This window comes from Massilia sp. AB1 (genome assembly GCF_018119385.1).
Lineage (GTDB): Bacteria > Pseudomonadota > Gammaproteobacteria > Burkholderiales > Burkholderiaceae_D > Telluria.
On record NZ_JAGKSG010000002.1, the window covers coordinates 30,155 to 47,950 of the forward strand.

The 17,796-nt window shown below is 64.8% G+C and carries 10 protein-coding genes; 2 read left to right on the top strand and 8 right to left on the bottom strand.

Translation table 11 applies throughout. The features are described from left to right. The 7 genes from mlaE to J8847_RS01480 all read right to left on the bottom strand — a co-directional run bounded on the left by mlaE (position 1) and on the right by J8847_RS01480 (position 11,417). The gene (gene mlaE, locus J8847_RS01450; RefSeq protein ID WP_211522914.1) at positions 1-783 is read right to left on the bottom strand and encodes a lipid asymmetry maintenance ABC transporter permease subunit MlaE; all 783 of its coding nucleotides are present in this window, start codon (positions 781-783) and stop codon (positions 1-3) included. Continuing rightward, positions 780-1,583, bottom strand: coding sequence for an ABC transporter ATP-binding protein (locus J8847_RS01455; RefSeq protein ID WP_211522915.1), 804 nt, complete (start codon positions 1,581-1,583; stop codon positions 780-782). Before J8847_RS01455 ends, mlaE begins: the two co-directional genes overlap by 4 nt. Before the next feature lie 371 nt (positions 1,584-1,954). Then, on the bottom strand, positions 1,955-3,418 hold the full coding sequence (locus tag J8847_RS01460; RefSeq protein ID WP_211522916.1) for a glutamate synthase subunit beta: 1,464 nt from the start codon (positions 3,416-3,418) through the stop codon (positions 1,955-1,957). Positions 3,419-3,576: 158 nt separating this feature from the next. Continuing rightward, entirely contained in the window at positions 3,577-8,298 is a 4,722-nt protein-coding gene (locus J8847_RS01465) for a glutamate synthase-related protein (RefSeq protein WP_211522917.1), read from the bottom strand. 256 nt (positions 8,299-8,554) lie between these two features. Further along, complete coding sequence (locus J8847_RS01470) at positions 8,555-9,259, bottom strand: transposase (protein WP_211522918.1); 705 nt, start codon at positions 9,257-9,259, stop codon at positions 8,555-8,557. A 291-nt stretch (positions 9,260-9,550) separates the two neighbouring features. Beyond that, positions 9,551-10,231: a response regulator transcription factor gene (locus J8847_RS01475; protein ID WP_211521617.1), complete on the bottom strand. Its 681-nt coding sequence runs from the start codon at positions 10,229-10,231 to the stop codon at positions 9,551-9,553. A gap of 16 nt (positions 10,232-10,247) precedes the next feature. Then, positions 10,248-11,417, bottom strand: coding sequence for a sensor histidine kinase KdpD (locus J8847_RS01480; protein WP_211522919.1), 1,170 nt, complete (start codon positions 11,415-11,417; stop codon positions 10,248-10,250). Between the two features lie 160 nt (positions 11,418-11,577). On the opposite strand from J8847_RS01480, the gene J8847_RS01485 reads away from it, so the two are divergent. After that, positions 11,578-11,826: a DUF3297 family protein gene (locus J8847_RS01485; RefSeq protein ID WP_211522920.1), complete on the top strand. Its 249-nt coding sequence runs from the start codon at positions 11,578-11,580 to the stop codon at positions 11,824-11,826. 240 nt (positions 11,827-12,066) lie between these two features. Here the strand turns inward: J8847_RS01485 and J8847_RS01490 are convergent, their stop codons facing one another. Further along, positions 12,067-15,180 carry a DEAD/DEAH box helicase gene (locus tag J8847_RS01490; RefSeq protein WP_211522921.1) on the bottom strand — a complete coding sequence of 1,038 codons (3,114 nt, stop codon included), beginning with the start codon at positions 15,178-15,180 and terminating at the stop codon, positions 12,067-12,069. A 254-nt stretch (positions 15,181-15,434) separates the two neighbouring features. Between J8847_RS01490 and J8847_RS01495 the strand changes: the two genes are divergently transcribed. Then, on the top strand, positions 15,435-17,789 hold the full coding sequence (locus J8847_RS01495; RefSeq protein WP_211522922.1) for a Tex family protein: 2,355 nt from the start codon (positions 15,435-15,437) through the stop codon (positions 17,787-17,789). Positions 17,790-17,796: the final 7 nt, after the last annotated feature.

A 17,796-nucleotide genomic window follows, 5' to 3' on the forward strand; every position in this document is an offset into this window, starting at 1 on the left:
TTACTTGTTGAACATCAGGGCGGTCATGATGAAGTCCAGCCCCCAGACCATCAGCGAAGCGATCACGACGGTGCGCGTGGTGGCGCGCGACACGTCTTCCGGCGTCGGCTGGGCCTGGTAGCCCTGGAACAGGGCAGTAAAGGTCACCGCGACACCAAAGATAAAGCTCTTCAGCACACCGTTCAGTACGTCAGCTCGCACATCGACGCCGGATTGCATCTGCGACCAGAACGCACCTTCGTCGACACCGATCAGCTGCACGCCGACCAGGTAGCCGCCCAGCACGCCGACGGCCGAGAACACGGTGGCCAGCACCGGCATGGCGATCACGCCGGCCCAGAAGCGCGGCGCGAGCACGCGCTGCACCGGGTTAATCGCCATCATTTCCATGGCGGACAGCTGTTCGCCGGCCTTCATCAGGCCGATCTGCGCGGTGAGCGAGGTGCCGGCGCGGCCGGCGAACAGCAGCGCGGTCACGACCGGGCCCAGTTCGCGGGTCAGCGCCAGCGCCACGACCTGGCCCAGCTTCTGTTCGGCGCCGTACTGGTTCAGGGTGTAATAGCCCTGCAGGCCCAGCACCATGCCGACGAACAGGCCGGACACGACGATGATCACCAGCGAATAGTTGCCGATGAAATGGACCTGTTCCGAGATCAGCGCGGGCCGGCGGAAGGCTCCGGGCGAGCAACCCAGCAGGGTAAAGAAGGAACGAGTGGCGAAGCCCAGGCTGGCGACGCTTTCGCGCACGGTGCGGCCGATGCTTTCGAGGATGCGGGCGATCATTTGCTCACTCCCAGGCCCAGGTCCTCGGCGAGCGACTTGCCGGGATAGTGGAAGGGCACGGGGCCGTCCGGGGCCGCGTTGACGAACTGCTTCACGTACGGATCTTCCGAGACGCGCAGCTCGGCCGGCGTGCCTTCGGCGACGATCTTGCCTGCCGACATGAAGTACACATAGTCGGCGATGGCGAAGCATTCGTGCACGTCGTGCGAGACCAGGATCGAGGTCGAGCCGAGGGCGTCGTTCAGGTTGCGGATCAGGTTGGCGGTGACGCCCATCGAGATCGGGTCGAGGCCGGCAAAGGGCTCGTCGTACATGATCAGTTCCGGATCCAAAGCGACCGCGCGAGCTACTGCTACCCTGCGCGCCATGCCGCCCGAGATCTCGGCGGGCTTGAGGCGATGCGCATTGCGCAGGCCGACGGCGTTGAGCTTCATCAGGACCAGGTCACGGATCAGCTCTTCCGGCAGGTTCGTGTGTTCGCGCAACGGGAAGGCAACGTTATCGAAGACGGACAGGTCGGTGAACAGGGCGCCGAACTGGAACAGCATGCCCATGCGGCGGCGCAGGCGGTACAGGCCGTCGGTGTCGAGCTGGTGCACGACTTCGCCGCCCACGCGGACTTCGCCGCGCTGGGGGCGGATCTGGCCGCCGATCAGGCGCAGCACGGTGGTCTTGCCACAGCCCGAGCCGCCCATGACGGCAATGAGCTTACCGCGTGGGAAATCCATGCGGAGGTTCGACAGGATGGAACGCTCTCCGTACGCAAAGTGCAGATCGCGAATTTCGACTAGGTTTGGCACAGCGTGATTAATTTTTGAGGAATCCGGTATTGTAGTGCAGAAAGGGCAAGCCTTGCTGGCGGCACCTCCGTTTTGGAGGCTGGATCGACGTGCAATTACAACACAACTAACTCACGAGTCACTAATTTGATGATCGTAAGTGGTTGTTTTTGAAGAGATATGTATGTCTCACGAGACTTCAGTTTGTTGAATCATATCAACAAATGCCCATAGGCAACCCACCTCCTGCGTGGGGGAAGTTGTCGACTGAAGAAGCATAAAAGCCTGTACCGCTACGTGCTTTGCTGCAAAGCAGCAATGCCTGTTGATTCAGCTAACAATAAAAAAGGCGGCCCGCAGGCCGCCTAAACGGAAACCTTGGAAACCGTTGATTAGCGCGGCAACACCGAGCTGCCCATCAGGAATTCGTCGACGGCGCGCGCGCACTGGCGGCCTTCGCGGATCGCCCATACCACCAGCGACTGGCCGCGGCGCATGTCGCCGGCGGCGAAGATCTTCGGCGACGAGGTCTGGTAGCAGCCTTCGCCATCGGTGGTGGCGCGGGCGTTGCCGCGGGCGTCCTTCTGCACGCCGAAGGCGTCCAGCACCTGCTGCACCGGCGAAACGAAGCCCATGGCCAGGAACACCAGGTCGGCCTTCATCTCGAATTCCGAATCCGGCACTTCGCTCATCTTGCCGTCCTTCCACTCGACGCGGCAGGCGATCAGCTTCTCGACCTTGCCGCCCTTGCCTTCCAGGCGCTTGGTGGCCACCGCCCAGTCGCGCTCGCAGCCTTCCTCGTGCGAGGACGAGGTGCGCAGGCGGGTCGGCCAGTAGGGCCAGACCAGCGGCTTGTTTTCCTGCTCGGGCGGCATGGGCATCAGTTCGAACTGGGTGACCGAGGCCGCGCCGTGGCGGTTCGAGGTGCCGACACAGTCCGAGCCGGTGTCGCCGCCGCCGATCACGATCACGTGCTTAGCCGTCGCCTTGATCTGGTCCTTCAGCTTGTCGCCCGCGTTGACGCGGTTTTGCTGGGGCAGGAATTCCATCGCGAAGTGCACGCCCTTGAGCTGGCGGCCCGGGACCGGCAGGTCGCGTGGCTGTTCCGCGCCGCCGGCCAGGACCACGGCGTCGAAGTCCTTTTCCAGGTCTTCCGGGAAGATGGTGTCGCGCGCCATGTTGCTGACGGTGGCCGGGAAGTCCTTGCCGATCAGGACACTGGTGCGGAAGCTCACGCCTTCGGCCTGCATCTGTTCGATCCTGCGGTCGATCAGGTCCTTCTCCATCTTGAAGTCGGGGATGCCGTAGCGCAGCAGGCCGCCGAGGCGGTCGCTCTTCTCGAACACGGTCACGTCATGGCCCACGCGCGCCAGCTGCTGGGCGGCGGCCAGGCCGGCGGGGCCGGAACCGACCACGGCGACCTTCTTTCCGGTCTTGACGCTTGGCGGCTGCGGCACGATCCAGCCGTGTTCCCAGCCGCTGTCGGCGATCTTGCGCTCGATCGACTTGATGCCGACCGGCTCATTGTTGATGCCCAGGGTGCAGGCGGCTTCGCAAGGCGCCGGGCAGATGCGGCCGGTCACTTCGGGGAAGTTGTTGGTCGAGTGGAGGTTCTCCACGGCCGCGCGGTAGTTGCCGTGGTAGACCAGGTCGTTCCAGTCCGGGATCATGTTGTTGACCGGGCAGCCCGTGTTGCAGAAGGGGATGCCGCAATCCATGCAGCGCGCGCCCTGCACCTTGGCCTGGCCGTCGGTCAGGGTGACGACGAATTCTTTATAGTTCTTGACGCGATCGGTCGGCTCGAGGTGGCCCTCTTCCTGCCGTGCGAATTCCATGAAGCCGGTAATTTTGCCCACGTTGTTTTCCTTGTATCCATCGGAGAGAGCAGCCCGCTGCCCTACCACCGTCATCCCGGCGCAGGCCGGGATCCAAGTTTTGCGTGCGCTGACGCTACGCTGGCAAACTTGGGTCCCGGCCTGCGCGGGGACGACGGTTCATCTGTTATCGGCAGGCTTTACGCCGCCATCTCGATCTTGTCGTTCGCCTCTTCCATGCTCGAGTTGTGCATCTCTTCGAGCGCCCGCTTGTAGTCGGTCGGGAAGACCTTGACGAACTTGGTGCGGCTGTTGGCCCAGTCGTCGAGCAGGTTGCGCGCGCGGGTGGAACCCGTGTGCTTGAAGTGGCGTTCGATCAGGCGGCGCAGGATGGTTTCGTCGGATTCGCGCTCGCCGTCGCGGGTCTGGCTGTGCCAGCCGGACTTGTCGGACTGCTGCTTGGCCGGCAGCACCGCTTCCAGGTTCACCATCGAGGTATTGCACTTGCCCTCGAACTCGCCCTTCGGGTCGTACACATAGGCCACGCCGCCCGACATGCCCGCCGCGAAGTTGCGGCCGGTCTCGCCCAGCACCACGACCGTACCGCCGGTCATGTATTCGCAGCCGTGGTCGCCGCAGCCTTCCACCACCGCGGTGGCGCCCGAGTTACGGACCGCGAAACGCTCGCCCGCCACGCCGTTGAAGAAGGCCTCGCCCGCAATCGCGCCGTACAGCACGGTGTTGCCGACGATGATGTTGTCCACCGCCCAGCCGCGGAACTCGGTGTTCGGACGCACGATGATGCGGCCGCCCGACAGGCCCTTGCCCACATAGTCGTTGCCTTCGCCAACCAGGTCCATCGTGATGCCGGCCGCCAGGAAGGCCGCGGCCGACTGGCCGGCGGTGCCCTGCAGCTGGATATGGATGGTGTCGTCCGGCAGGCCGGCATGGCCGTAGCGCTTGGCCACTTCGCCCGACAGCATGGCGCCCACGGTGCGGTTGACGTTCTTCACCGGCGAGATGAAGGAGACGCGCTCGCCCTTTTCCAGCGCCGCTTTCGCCTGCGCGATCAGCTTGTGGTCCAGCGCCTTGTCCAGGCCGTGGTCCTGCTCGCCGGTGTGGAAGAGCTGGGCGCGCGAATCGGTCTTCGGCTGGTAGAAGATGTTCGAGAAATCCAGGCCCTGCGCCTTCCAGTGGCCGATGGCCTTGGATTTGTCGAGCAGGTCGGCGCGGCCGATCAGTTCGTCGTAGGTACGGATGCCCAGCTGCGCCATCAGCTGGCGCGCTTCTTCGGCGACGAAGAAGAAGTAGTTCACCACGTGTTCCGGCTTGCCCTGGAACTTGGCGCGCAGGACCGGGTCTTGCGTCGCCACGCCCACCGGGCAGGTATTCAGGTGGCACTTGCGCATCATGATGCAGCCTTCGACCACCAGCGGCGCGGTGGCGAAGCCGACTTCGTCGGCGCCCAGCATGGCGGCGATCACGACGTCGCGGCCGGTACGCATCTGGCCGTCGGCCTGGACCCGAATGCGGCTGCGCAAGCCGTTCAGCACCAGGGTCTGCTGCGTTTCGGCCAGGCCCAGCTCCCACGGGGTGCCGGCGTGCTTGACCGAGGACAGCGGCGAAGCGCCGGTGCCGCCGTCATGGCCCGCCACCACCAGGTGGTCGGCCTTGGCTTTCGAGACGCCGGCAGCCACGGTGCCGATGCCGACTTCCGACACCAGCTTGACCGAGATCGAGGCGCGCGGATTGGCGTTCTTCAGGTCGTGGATCAGCTGCGCCAGGTCTTCGATCGAATAGATGTCGTGGTGCGGCGGCGGCGAGATCAGGCCCACCCCCGGCACCGAGAAGCGCAGGGACGCGATGTATTCGGACACCTTGTGGCCCGGCAGCTGGCCGCCTTCGCCCGGCTTGGCGCCCTGCGCCATCTTGATCTGGATCTGGTCGGCCGAGTTCAGGTACTCGGCGGTCACGCCGAAGCGGCCCGAGGCCACCTGCTTGATCTTGGAGCGCAGCGAGTCACCCTCTTCCAGCGGAATGTCGGCCACCACGCGTTCGCTGCCCAGGATCGATGCCAGGGTCTCGCCCTTGCTGATCTTGATGCCCTTGAATTCATTGGTGTAGCGCGCCGGGTCTTCGCCGCCTTCGCCGGTGTTGCTCTTGCCACCGATGCGGTTCATCGCGATCGCCAGGGTGGCGTGGGCTTCGGTCGAGATCGAGCCCAGCGACATGGCGCCGGTGGCGAAGCGCTTGACGATTTCCTTGGCCGGCTCCACTTCATCCAGCGGGATCGCCTTGCTCGGGTCGATCTTGAACTCGAACAGGCCGCGCAGGGTCAGGTGGCGGCGGGTCTGGTCGTTGATCAGCTGGGCGTATTCTTTATAGGTGCTGAAGTTGTTGGCGCGGGTCGAGTGCTGCAGCTTGGCGATCGCGTCCGGCGTCCACAGGTGGTCCTCGCCGCGCACGCGGTAGGCGTATTCGCCGCCCACGTCGAGCGCATTCGCCAGCACCGGGTCGTTGCCGAAGGCGAGCGTGTGCAGGCGCAGCGCCTCTTCCGCCACTTCGAACAGGCCGATGCCTTCCACGTTGGACGAGGTGCCCTTGAAGTACTTGTCGACCAGCGACTTGTTCAGGCCGACGGCTTCGAAGATCTGGGCGCCGCAATAGGACATGTAGGTGGAGATGCCCATCTTGGACATCACCTTCATCAGGCCCTTGCCGGTCGCCTTGATGTAGTTGTAGATGGCGGTGTCGGCCGACATCTCGTGCGGCAGGCCATGGGCCAGCTCGGCCAGGGTTTCCAGCGCCAGGTAGGGGTGCACGGCTTCCGCGCCGTAGCCCGCCAGCAGGGCGAAATGGTGGGTTTCGCGGGCCGAGCCGGTTTCCACCACCAGGCCTGTGGAGGCGCGCAGGCCGCGCGCCACCAGGTGCTGGTGGATGCTGGACGTCGCCAGCAGCGCGGGGATCGCGACCATGTCGGCCGACAGCTTGCGGTCGGAGACGATCAGGATGTTGTGGCCGGACTTGACCGCGTCGACGGCTTCGGCGCACAGCGAGGCGATCGAGGCTTCGATGCCTTCCTTGCCCCAGCTGGTCGGGTAGCAGATGTTCAGCTCATACGACTTGAACTTGCCGCCGGTGTGCTGGCTGATGTGGCGCAGGCGCGCCATGTCGTCGAAGTTCAGGATCGGCTGCGACACCTCGAGGCGCATCGGCGGGTTGACGTTGTTGGTGTCCAGCAGGTTCGGCTTGGGGCCGATGAAGGACACCAGCGACATCACCATGCTTTCGCGGATCGGGTCGATCGGTGGATTGGTGACCTGGGCGAACAGCTGCTTGAAGTAGTTGTACAGCGGCTTGAGCTTGTTCGAGGTGACGGCCAGCGGCGAGTCGTTGCCCATCGAGCCGGTGGCTTCCTCGGCCAGCACGGCCATCGGCGCCATCAGGAACTTCAGGTCTTCCTGGGTATAGCCGAAGGCTTGCTGACGGTCCAGCAGGGTGATGGCCGCCTTCTCGCCCTGGGCGTGCGCATCCTTGGCGCGGTGCAGGGCCAGCTGCGATTCCGACAGCTTGATTTCGTTGAGCTTGATGCGCACCGACTTGATCCAGGCCTTGTAGGGCTTGGCGTTCGAGTAGGTGTCCTTCAGTTCCTTGTCGTCGATGATGCGGCCGGCTTCGAGGTCGATCAGGAACATCTTGCCCGGCTGGAGGCGCCACTTCTTGACGATGCGCGACTCGGGAATCGGCAGCACGCCGGATTCGGAAGCCATCACCACCAGGTCGTCCTCGGTGACCACGTAGCGCGCCGGGCGCAGGCCGTTGCGGTCCAGGGTGCCGCCGATGTGGCGGCCGTCGGTGAAGGCCATCGCGGCCGGGCCGTCCCACGGCTCCATCATCGCGGCGTGGTATTCGTAGAAGGCGCGGCGGTTGTCGTCCATGGACGTATGGTTTTCCCAGGCTTCCGGGATCATCATCATCATCGCCTGGGCGACCGGATAGCCGGCCATCACCAGCAGCTCGAGCGCGTTGTCGAAGCAGGCGGTGTCGGACTGGCCTTCGTAAATCAGCGGGAACAGCTTGTTCAGGTCCTCGCCCAGCACGGCGGACTTGAGCATGCCTTCGCGGGCGCGGGTCCAGTTGAAGTTGCCCTTCACGGTGTTGATCTCGCCGTTGTGCGCGATCAGGCGGTAGGGGTGGGCCAGCGGCCATTCCGGGAAGGTGTTGGTGGAGAAGCGCTGGTGCACCAGGGCCAGGGCCGAGATGCAGCGCGGGTCCTGCAGGTCCTTGTAGTAGACGCCGACCTGGTCGGCCAGCAGCAGGCCCTTGTAGACGATGGTGCGCGCCGACATCGAGGGCACGAAGAATTCCTTGCCGTGCAGGAGCTTGAGCGCCTGGATCGCGTGGCCGGAGGACTTGCGGATCACGTAGAGCTTACGTTCCAGCGCGTCGGTGACCATGATGTCCGGGCCGCGGCCGATGAAGATCTGGCGGATCACCGGCTCCTTGGCCTTGACGAAGGGCGACATCGGCATGGCTTCGTCGACCGGCACGTTGCGCCAGCCCAGCACGACCTGGCCTTCGATGCGCACGGCGCGCTCGATCTCCTGTTCGCAGGCGATGCGCGAGGCGTGTTCTTTCGGCAGGAAGACCATGCCCACGCCGTATTCGCCGGGCGGCGGCAGTTCGACGCCCTGCTTGGCCATCTCGTCGCGGAAGTACTGGTCAGGAATCTGGATCAGGATGCCTGCCCCATCGCCCATCAGCGCATCGGCGCCCACGGCGCCCCGGTGGTCCAGGTTCTTCAGGATCATCAGGCCTTGCTCGATGATCGAATGGCTCTTGTTGCCCTTGATATGGGCGACGAACCCGACGCCGCAGGCGTCGTGTTCATTGGCGGGATCGTACAAACCTTGGGCAATCATGAGGCTTTCTCCACAGCTTTGGTAGGGGTATTAAATCGAGAATAGTGCAATGCAGCAGAATCGGCAACAAGAATAATTAGGGTCAGAGTCGAATTGTTTGACAACTTTTTGAGAAGTCAATTAATTGGGGACAGAGTCAATCGGGATGGATAAGAGCCAGCTTTCCTAAACGCAAGCCGTTGATTTTGAATCAAAAAATACAAGTGAAAACGGCACGGATAACCGTGCCGTCAGTAGGAGAGAGTCTTGCTCAGGGCTAGGGAAGAGGCGGAATCGGTTCCCGGAACGGGCGGCCGCGCTTGGCAGGAAGGATCTGGCGCTTGGTTTTACGCTCGAGATCGGCCTTGAAGGCGTCCGAGCCCAGCGGGGCGTTCTTCAGGATCGAGGTCGTGATGAAATCGACTTCCTGCTGGGACATGCCCTGCTCCACCAGGGCGATGTAGGCCGCCTCGCGCTGGAAGGGCGTGTTGCCCAGGCTCCAGTAGAGGGAGTGTTCGGTGACGATGCTGTCGGAACGCACCCCCGCGTGGTGGACGTAGCTCGACCAGGGATAGTCCGCCGGCGCATTCACCAGCTGGGCGCGGACCGGATTAAGCTCGATGTAGCGGCTGCAGGCCAGGAAATAGCGTTCGGTATCGATTAGCGAGGTGCGGAACCGGCCTTCGAACAGGCTGCCGGTGCGCTCGTACTTGTTGTTGAACCAGGGGACGTAGAAGCGGCCCACCTTCTGCATCATCAGGGCCAGGCCCGTGTCGTTCGAAGGCGTCGCCAGCAGGTGCAGGTGGTTCGGCATCAGCACATAGGCATGGATCGCCACTTCATAGAAGCGGGCGGTCTCCTTCAGCCAGACCAGGAAGCGCTGGTAGTCGGCCTCTTCGCGGAAGATAGGCTGACGGTTATTCCCACGCTGGATGACGTGGTAGGGCTGGTTCGGAACGATGAGTCGGGGAAGGCGTGCCATGGCATCTGCTCAAACGATGAGCAGGCATTCTACATGAAAAATTGACTCTGTCCCTAATTAATCTCAAGCCACAGCCAAACCAGCGCGACTCCGTCCCCATTTATTTGAATACAGGGAAGAAAATCAGTTGACTCTGTCCCTAATTAACCAGAATCCTCGCCGGACAGCCAGATCGAGCAGGAAATTGGCCAGTAATTCGACTCTGACCCTAATTGTCCGCCGGGCTATTGGCCAATAAATCGACTCTGACCCTCATTAAAAGAAAAGGGACCTCGGAGGTCCCTTTGCGGATCAGGCCAGCGTGAAGCCGGCGGAGAGGCTGTAGCCTTCGCCGTAGGCGCTGCGCAGCGGCAGGTCCTGGCCCAGGCCAGAGCGGGCCTTCTTGCGCAGGCGGTAGACCAGCATGTCGACCCGGCGGCTGGCGTCCGGGTCCTCGCCGCCCATGCCCGCCACGATCACATGGCGCGGGACAGGACGGGTATTGATCGTCAGCAGGTGCAGGAAGTTGCACTCTTTTTCGGTCAGGTCGATCACTTTGCCCATCAGCTCGAGCTGGCGCGCGCTCACGCGCAGGGTCCACTTGCTCGGCGCCGGGGCCGGATCCTGCGGACGCACGCGGCGGTCCAGGGCTTCGATGTGGGCCGCCAGTTCCGGGAACTTGATCGGCTTGGTCAGGTAGTGGTCCGCGCCCAGGCGCAGGCCCAGGATGCGGTTGTCGAAGGCCACCCGGCCGGTCAGGACCAGCAGGCCGATCTCCGGATACAGCTGGCGCATGCGCGGGATGACGTTGAAGCCGTCCTCGTCCGGCAGGCCGAGGTCGAGCACCACCACGGCGGCAGGGGTGCGCGTCAGGGCGGCCCACATCTCGCTGGCGGTACGGGCGATCGTGACCTCATGGTCGAGCTCCCGCAAGAACTCGGCCATGTCGTCGGCGTATTCGCCATTGTCTTCAACAATCAATATCTGCGTCATGGTTTAGCCATGTTATTCATTCTTTCCTGGCGGCCAGAGTCGGCGCGCCGGACCGATTATCACTGCTGAGACTTCCTGAAGCAAGCTGTTGTTGCCCGCTGCCCTCACTCGACGGCAACCAAAGCCGGAATTCGGCGCCATTCTCGCCCTCTTTGCCCGGCGCCAAGTGCAGGCTGCCGCCATGGACGTCCAAAATCGAGCGCGCCATATAGAGGCCCAGGCCGCTGCCCGGCAAGCCAGCTGCATTGCTGCCCCGATAACCCTTGTCGAATATGCGTGCCGCATCTTCTTGCGGCACACCCCCGCCCTGGTCGCGCACGGCGACGTCGACCCCGCCGGCGGCGGGGCGCACGCTGAGCGACACCGGCGTGCCCGGCGGCGAGAAGGCGAGCGCATTGTCGACCAGGACCTTCAGCGCCAGCCGCAGGCCGGCCGGTTCGCCGCGCAGCTGGAAGGCATGCGCACCAAGGTCGACGATCGCCTCGCGCCCGGCGGCGCGCACCTGGGCCGCCGCGGCTTCGACCAGCTCGTTGACCGCCAGGGTATTGGCCTGGCGCGTCTTGCCGATGGCCGCCATGCGGTCCGGCGACAGGTATTCGTCCAGCATGCCGATCAGGCGGTCGACCGCCGCGCCGATCTTGCGGTAGCGCTGGCGCGTCGGTTCGTCGGCGTTCACCGCCGTCGCTTCCAGGCGCTGGATGGCGCCGTCGATGGTCGCCAGCGGGGTGCGGAATTCATGGTTGAGCATGCTGGCGAAGCGCTTCTGCTCGGCCTGCTGTGCGCGGCGCGGCGACAGGTCGCGCAGCAGGCCGACCAGCATCGGCGGCGTGTCCGCCGTCACCGTGGACAGCACTTCCAGCGGCAGCGCGCGGCCCTCCAGGTTCGGAACGTCGAGCTCGGCCGAGCGGCGTTCGCCAGGCAGGGCGGCCGCGGCTTCGCGCAGGCAGGCCGCCAGCACGGCCAGCGGCGCATTCCCTGCCGGGTGCGCGAGCGCCTGCTCCAGCGCGGACGGGTCGTGGCCGAGCAGCGCCGCGAAGGCCGGGCTCAGATAGCGCAGCTGGAAACCGGGCAGCGCGATGCCGAATGCGATATCGCCGCCCAGTTCGGCCATGGTGCGGAACTGTCCGGCGGATACGCCGACGTCGGGCTCAGTGGTGGCCTCGTCGGCGTCGACAGTGAAATTCATCAGGGCTTTCGGTTGGGGGCGAGCTGGTGATTATGACTGAAACGAGAGTATATCGTTCACGTTCATTATTTGCACGACAACACCTGTCGTCATATTGCCGACATGACATATTTGAAGAAATACGCCACGGAGCGGGGACTTGCGCGATAATTCGCACACTATGAACGATACCGCAACCCTCCCCCCGCTCCCAGACCGGCTCTCGATCGACCCGAGCAGCCCTTTCCACAACCCGGACGTGTTCCAGCGCGAGATCGGCATCCGCTTCAACGACAAGGATCGCCATGATGTCGAGGAATACTGCCTCAGCGAAGGCTGGATCAAGGTCGCTGCCGGCAAGACGCTGGATCGCAAAGGCAAGCCGATGCTGATCAAGCTGAAGGGCAAGGTCGAGGCGTTTTACAAGTGATTGCCTTGCAGTGTAAACACGAAGGTCGCTGCGGCGGCCTTTTTTGTTGTTCGTGGTGGGCGGGCAAACTTGGGTTCCGGCCTTCGCCGGAACGACGGTTTATCGGCCAACCACTACGTTTGACCTAGCCAATAGCCATAGCACGTCGTCCCGGCGAAGGCCGGGACCCAAGTTCGTATGCAGGCCACGGCATCAAAAAAATGGCGGACCTAAAGTCCGCCATTGTTATCATCACCGCGCTTACTGCTCGTCCAGCGGCGCAAAGATCGCCTGCAGATCCTCCTGCGTCAGCGCCATCTTCTGCGATTCGCCTTCCGCCAGGATCGACTGCGCCAGCTCCGACTTCTTCTGCTGCAGCTGCTGGATCTTCTCTTCCAGCGTACCCTTGGCGATCAGCTTGTACACGAACACCGGCTTGTCCTGCCCGATGCGCCAGGCGCGGTCGGTGGCCTGGTTCTCGGCCGCCGGGTTCCACCACGGGTCGTAGTGGATCACGGTGTCGGCCGCGGTCAGGTTCAGGCCCACGCCGCCGGCCTTCAGGCTGATCAGGAAGATCGGCACCGCGCCCTGCTGGAAGGCAGCCACCTGGGCCGAGCGGTCGCGCGTCTCGCCGGTCAGGATCGCGTAGGGAATGTCGCGCGCGTCCAGTTCTTCCTCGATCAGGCCCAGCATGCTGGTGAACTGCGAGAACACCAGGATCTTGCGGCCTTCCTGCAGCAGGTCCTCGACCATCTGCATCAGGTCCGTCAGCTTGGCCGATACCGCGGCCGTGTTCTTCTTGGCCGGCATCGCCTTCACCAGGCGCGGGTCGCAGCACACCTGGCGCAGCTTGAGCAGCGCTTCCAGGATCACGATCTGGCTGCGCGCCACGCCCTTACGGTCGATCTCCTCGCGCACCTTCTTGTCCATCGCCAGGCGCACGGCCTCGTACAGGTCGCGCTGCGGGCCGGACAGCTCGATGCGGCGCACCATCTCGGTCTTCTGCGGCAGCTCCTTGGCCACGTTGTCCTTGGTCCGGCGCAGCAGGAAGGGACGGATGCGGCGGTTCAGCAGCATGCGGCGCACCGGGTCGTCCTGGCGCTCGATCGGGTGGCGGAACTGGGTGTTGAAGGTCTTTTCGTCGCCCAGCAGGCCGGGCAGCAGGAAGTGGAACTGCGACCACAGCTCGCCCAGGTGATTCTCGAGCGGGGTGCCCGACAGGCACAGGCGGTGGCGCGCGTTCAGCGAGCCGGCCGTCTGCGCCGCCTTGGAGCGGGTGTTCTTGATGTAGTGCGATTCGTCCAGGATCACCAGGTGATAGTGGTGCTCGCGCAGCTGTTCCTCGTCGCGCGGCAGCAGCGCATAAGTAGTCAGCACGATGTCGGCCTGGTCGATCTGGTCGAACAGGTCGACCCGCTCCTTGCCCTGCAGGAGCAGCACCTTGAGGTCTGGCGCGAAGCGCGCGGCTTCGTCCTGCCAGTTGCCCATCAGGCTAGTCGGGGCGATCACCAGGGCCGGGCTGGTCAGGCGGCCCGCTTCCTTCTCGGTGAGGATGTGGGCCAGGGTCTGGACGGTTTTACCGAGACCCATGTCGTCGGCCAGGATGCCGCCCAGGTCGTACTCGCGCAGGAACTGCATCCACGACAGGCCGTCGAGCTGGTAGTCGCGCAGGGTGGCCTGCAAGCCTTTCGGCGCCTGCACCTTTTTGACGGAGCCGAACTGGCTCAGCTTGCGGCCGGTCTCGCGCAGCTGCTCGCCGCCGGTCCATTTCAGTTCCAGGCCGCGCGCCAGTTCTTCCAGGCGCGCCGCGTCCAGCGTGGACAGGCGCACGCGCTGCTTGATCTTGTCGTTGAAATACAGCTCGCCCAGGGTCGACAGGATGGGCTTCAGGCGCCCCCAGGGCAGCGCCACGCGGGCGCCGTCCGGCAGCACGGCCAGCATCTGGTCGGCTTCCGCATGGGCGGCCAGCACGGCCGGGTCGAAGTCGGCCGGCGCGCTGCGGATCAGCTGCACCAGCACCGGCAGCAGCGGCACGCGCTTGCGGTTGACCACGATGCCCAGCTCCAGCTCGAACCAGGCATTGCCCGCTTCTTCCGGCTCGTCGATGTCGGCGTACCAGTCCTCGACCGGCACCACGTCGTAGCGGTACTTGGCGGACTTCTGCACATGCCAGCCGGCGTCGGACAGCGCATCCAGGTCGCCCTCGGCGAAGCGCAGCCAGTGCGCCTGGCTTTCCAGCTGAAGCGCGCCGGCCATGGCGTTGAAGGGCGCGGTGGCCGGCTTGCGGAAGCCCAGTTCGTTCAGCCTGGTGAGCGCGGCGCTTTCGGCCTTCGGGTCGCGCTCGATGATCTCGGTGACGTCGCCGATCTGGCGCACCACGCGCTGCGACGGGTCGAAGGACACGCGCTGGCCGTCGTAGTCGTAGGCCAGCACGGCGAAATCAATCCAGCGCGCCGCGCCGCCGTCGGCCAGCTGCACCGAATCCAGCAGCAGGTGCGGTATGGGTTTTACATCATTGCGCAGGCGCTGGGTGAGCGGTTGCGGCAGCGGCATCAGCTGCTGCAGGCCGTGCGCCAGCAGCAGCTGCGAGACGCGCTTCTTGTCGTTGCCGGTGAGGGCCGGGGCCTGGGCCACCAGCGCCTGCAGCTCGGCCAGCGAAATGTCGATCCCGCCGCGGTTGAGTTCCAGCGCGCCGCAGGACAGGTTGTCGATGTACCACGGCGGGTCGGTCGGCAGCATGTAGTCGATCTGGTCGGCGGCGCTGTGGGTGGCGCCCTTGGCCGGTTCCACCGACCAGCCCAGCTTGGCCACGCGGCCTTCGTCGCGCCAGGCCAGGTTGGCCTTGCGCACCGGGCCCGCCTGCAGCGGATACACCAGGCCGTTGGCCATGTCGGACCAGGAGTTCGCCCACAGCAGCTTTTCCTGCTCGAGCAGCATCTGCAGCAGGATGGCGCCGACCTTGCCCTTCGGCTCGGTGGCGCTGGTGCCCTGCGAGGAGCCGCTGCGCATCGCGATGAAGAAGCGCACCAGGTCGACGTCGTCGCCTTCAAGGTAGGCGGGCGGCGCCGACAGCAGCGAGAACACCTCGCTCACCGGGCTGGCCGCGGCCACGTCGCCGTTCGGGCGCAGGCGCGCCTTGCACAGGCAGATGGCGACATGGCGGCCGCCGCTGGTGGGGGCCATCACGTAAACGAATTTGTACTGTGCGGCCTTGGGATCCGTGACCTCGGCGGTCAGCTTCGGCTGCGGATGCGCAGCCGCTTCGACCCGTTGCAGCCAGCTCACCACCGGCGCGGGCAGGGCGGGAGCTCTTGCGGGAGCGCGGACCGGTGCTGCGTCGCCGGCGTTCTCGCGTGGGTAATCGACTGTGTGCATGGGGTCTCGTATACCTAACGTTGTGCGTAAAACTGCGCGTAACCAAAACGACAATAAAGTACATTATCCGTCATCCGGACACTTCCGTTTTGTTCGGAATCGCACGTAGCGGACAATTCTCATTCATGCGGCATCGCCGTAACAGATGCCGCATACAGAACCGGTTGTTCTCTCATGTTCGCGAGACGCTGTCAAGACTGGTGTATCGTTCCGGTTTGCGTATCATTGGCCGCTTGACTTCTGACATTTGCATCATGCTGCCATCCATCGAACAACGCCTCGCTCTCGAACTGTCCGCCAAACCTGCCCAGGTGGCGGCCGCCGTCGCCCTTCTCGATGAAGGCGCCACCGTCCCCTTCATCGCCCGCTACCGCAAGGAAGCCACCGGCGGCCTGGACGACATCCAGCTGCGCCTCCTGGAAGAGCGCCTGCGTTACCTGCGCGAGCTGGAAGACCGGCGCGCCGCGATCATCGCCTCGATCACCGAGCAGAACAAAATGACGCCGGAACTGCTCGACGCCGTCACCCACGCCGAAGACAAGACCCGCCTGGAAGACCTCTACCTGCCCTACAAGCAGAAGCGCCGCACCAAGGCCCAGATCGCGATCGAAGCCGGCCTGGCGCCGCTGGCGGACAGCCTGCTGGCCGACCCCACGCTCAATCCCGAGGAAGCCGCCGGCGCCTACCTGCGCGAAGCATTCACCAATGCCGACGGCGGCGCCAACCCCGGCGTGCCGGACACCAAGGCCGCGCTGGACGGCGCGCGCCAGATCCTGATGGAGCGCTTCGCCGAAGATGCCGGGCTGCTGCAGTCGCTGCGCGAGTATGTACAGGAGCACGGCGTGGTCGAGTCCAAGGTCGTCGCCGGCAAGGAAGACGAAGGCGAGAAGTTCGCCGACTACTTCGATTACTCGGAGCCGCTGTCCACCGTGCCCTCGCACCGCGCGCTGGCCCTGATGCGCGGCCGCCGCGAAGGCGTGCTGGACGTGACCCTGCGCCTCGATACGGAGCTTGAAAAGCCGAAATGGGATGCGCCGCACAATCCCTGCGAAAGCCGCATCGCGGCGCGCTTCGGCATCAAGGGCGCGGGCCGCCCGGCCGACAAGTGGCTGCTCGACACCGCGCGCTGGACCTGGCGCGTGAAGAGCTTCATGTACATCGAGACCGAATTGATGGGCGCCCTGCGCGAAAAGGCCGAGCTGGACGCGATCCAGGTCTTCGCGCGCAACCTGAAATCCCTGCTGCTGGCCGCACCGGCCGGTCCGCGCGCCACCATGGGCCTGGACCCTGGCCTGCGCACCGGCGTCAAGGTGGCCGTGGTCGACGCCACCGGCAAGGTGGTCGACACCGCCACCGTCTATCCGCACCAGCCGCGCAACGACTGGGACGGCGCCCTGCACGTGCTCGGCCAGCTGGCGGCCAAGCACAACGTGTCCCTGGTCTCGATCGGCAACGGCACCGCCTCGCGCGAGACCGACAAGCTGGCCCAGGACCTCATCAAACAGCGCCCCGAGCTCAAGCTGACCAAGATCGTGGTGTCGGAAGCCGGCGCCTCGGTGTACTCGGCTTCGGAATTCGCCTCGCGCGAACTGCCGGAGCTGGACGTGTCGCTGCGCGGCGCGGTCTCGATCGCGCGCCGCCTGCAGGACCCGCTGGCGGAACTGGTGAAGATCGATCCCAAGTCGATCGGCGTGGGCCAGTACCAGCACGACGTGTCGCAGACCCAGCTCGCGCGCTCGCTCGACGCGGTGGTGGAAGACTGCGTGAACGCGGTCGGCGTGGACGTGAACACCGCGTCGGCGCCGCTGCTGGCGCGCGTGTCTGGCCTGTCCTCCAGCGTGGCGCAGAGCATCGTCACCTACCGCGACATGAAGGGTGCGTTCAGCTCGCGCGCGGCCCTGAAGCAGGTGCCGCGCCTGGGCGACAAGACCTTCGAGCAGGCGGCCGGCTTCCTGCGCGTGATGGGCGGCGAGAACCCGCTGGACGCCTCGGCCGTGCACCCGGAATCCTATCCGGTGGTCGAGAAGATCCTGGCCGATATCAAGCGCGACATGAAGGCGGTGATCGGCGACAGCTCGCTCATCAAGAGCCTGAACCCGGCCAAGTACGCGGACGAGAAGTTCGGCGTGCCGACCGTGACCGACATCCTGAAGGAGCTGGAAAAGCCGGGCCGCGACCCGCGTCCGGAATTCACCACCGCCACCTTCAAGGAAGGCGTGGAAGAACTCTCCGACCTGCGTCCGGACATGATCCTGGAAGGCGTGGTGACCAACGTGGCTGCCTTCGGCGCCTTCGTGGATATCGGCGTGCACCAGGACGGCCTGGTGCACATCTCGGCGCTGTCGAACACCTTCGTGAAAGATCCGCACACGGTGGTCAAGGCCGGCCAGGTGGTGAAGGTCAAGGTGCTGGAAGTGGACGTGAAGCGCAAGCGCATCGCCCTCACCATGCGCCTGAGCGACAGCGCGCCGGCGCCGGGTTCGCGTCCGGAGCAGCGCGCCGACCGCAACGACGGCAAGCGCCTGGCCCAGCATCAGCAGCGCCAGGAGCGTAGCGCGCCCCCGAGCGGCAATGCGATGGCGGCGGCTTTCGCCAAGCTGCGTAAATAAGGAGCAG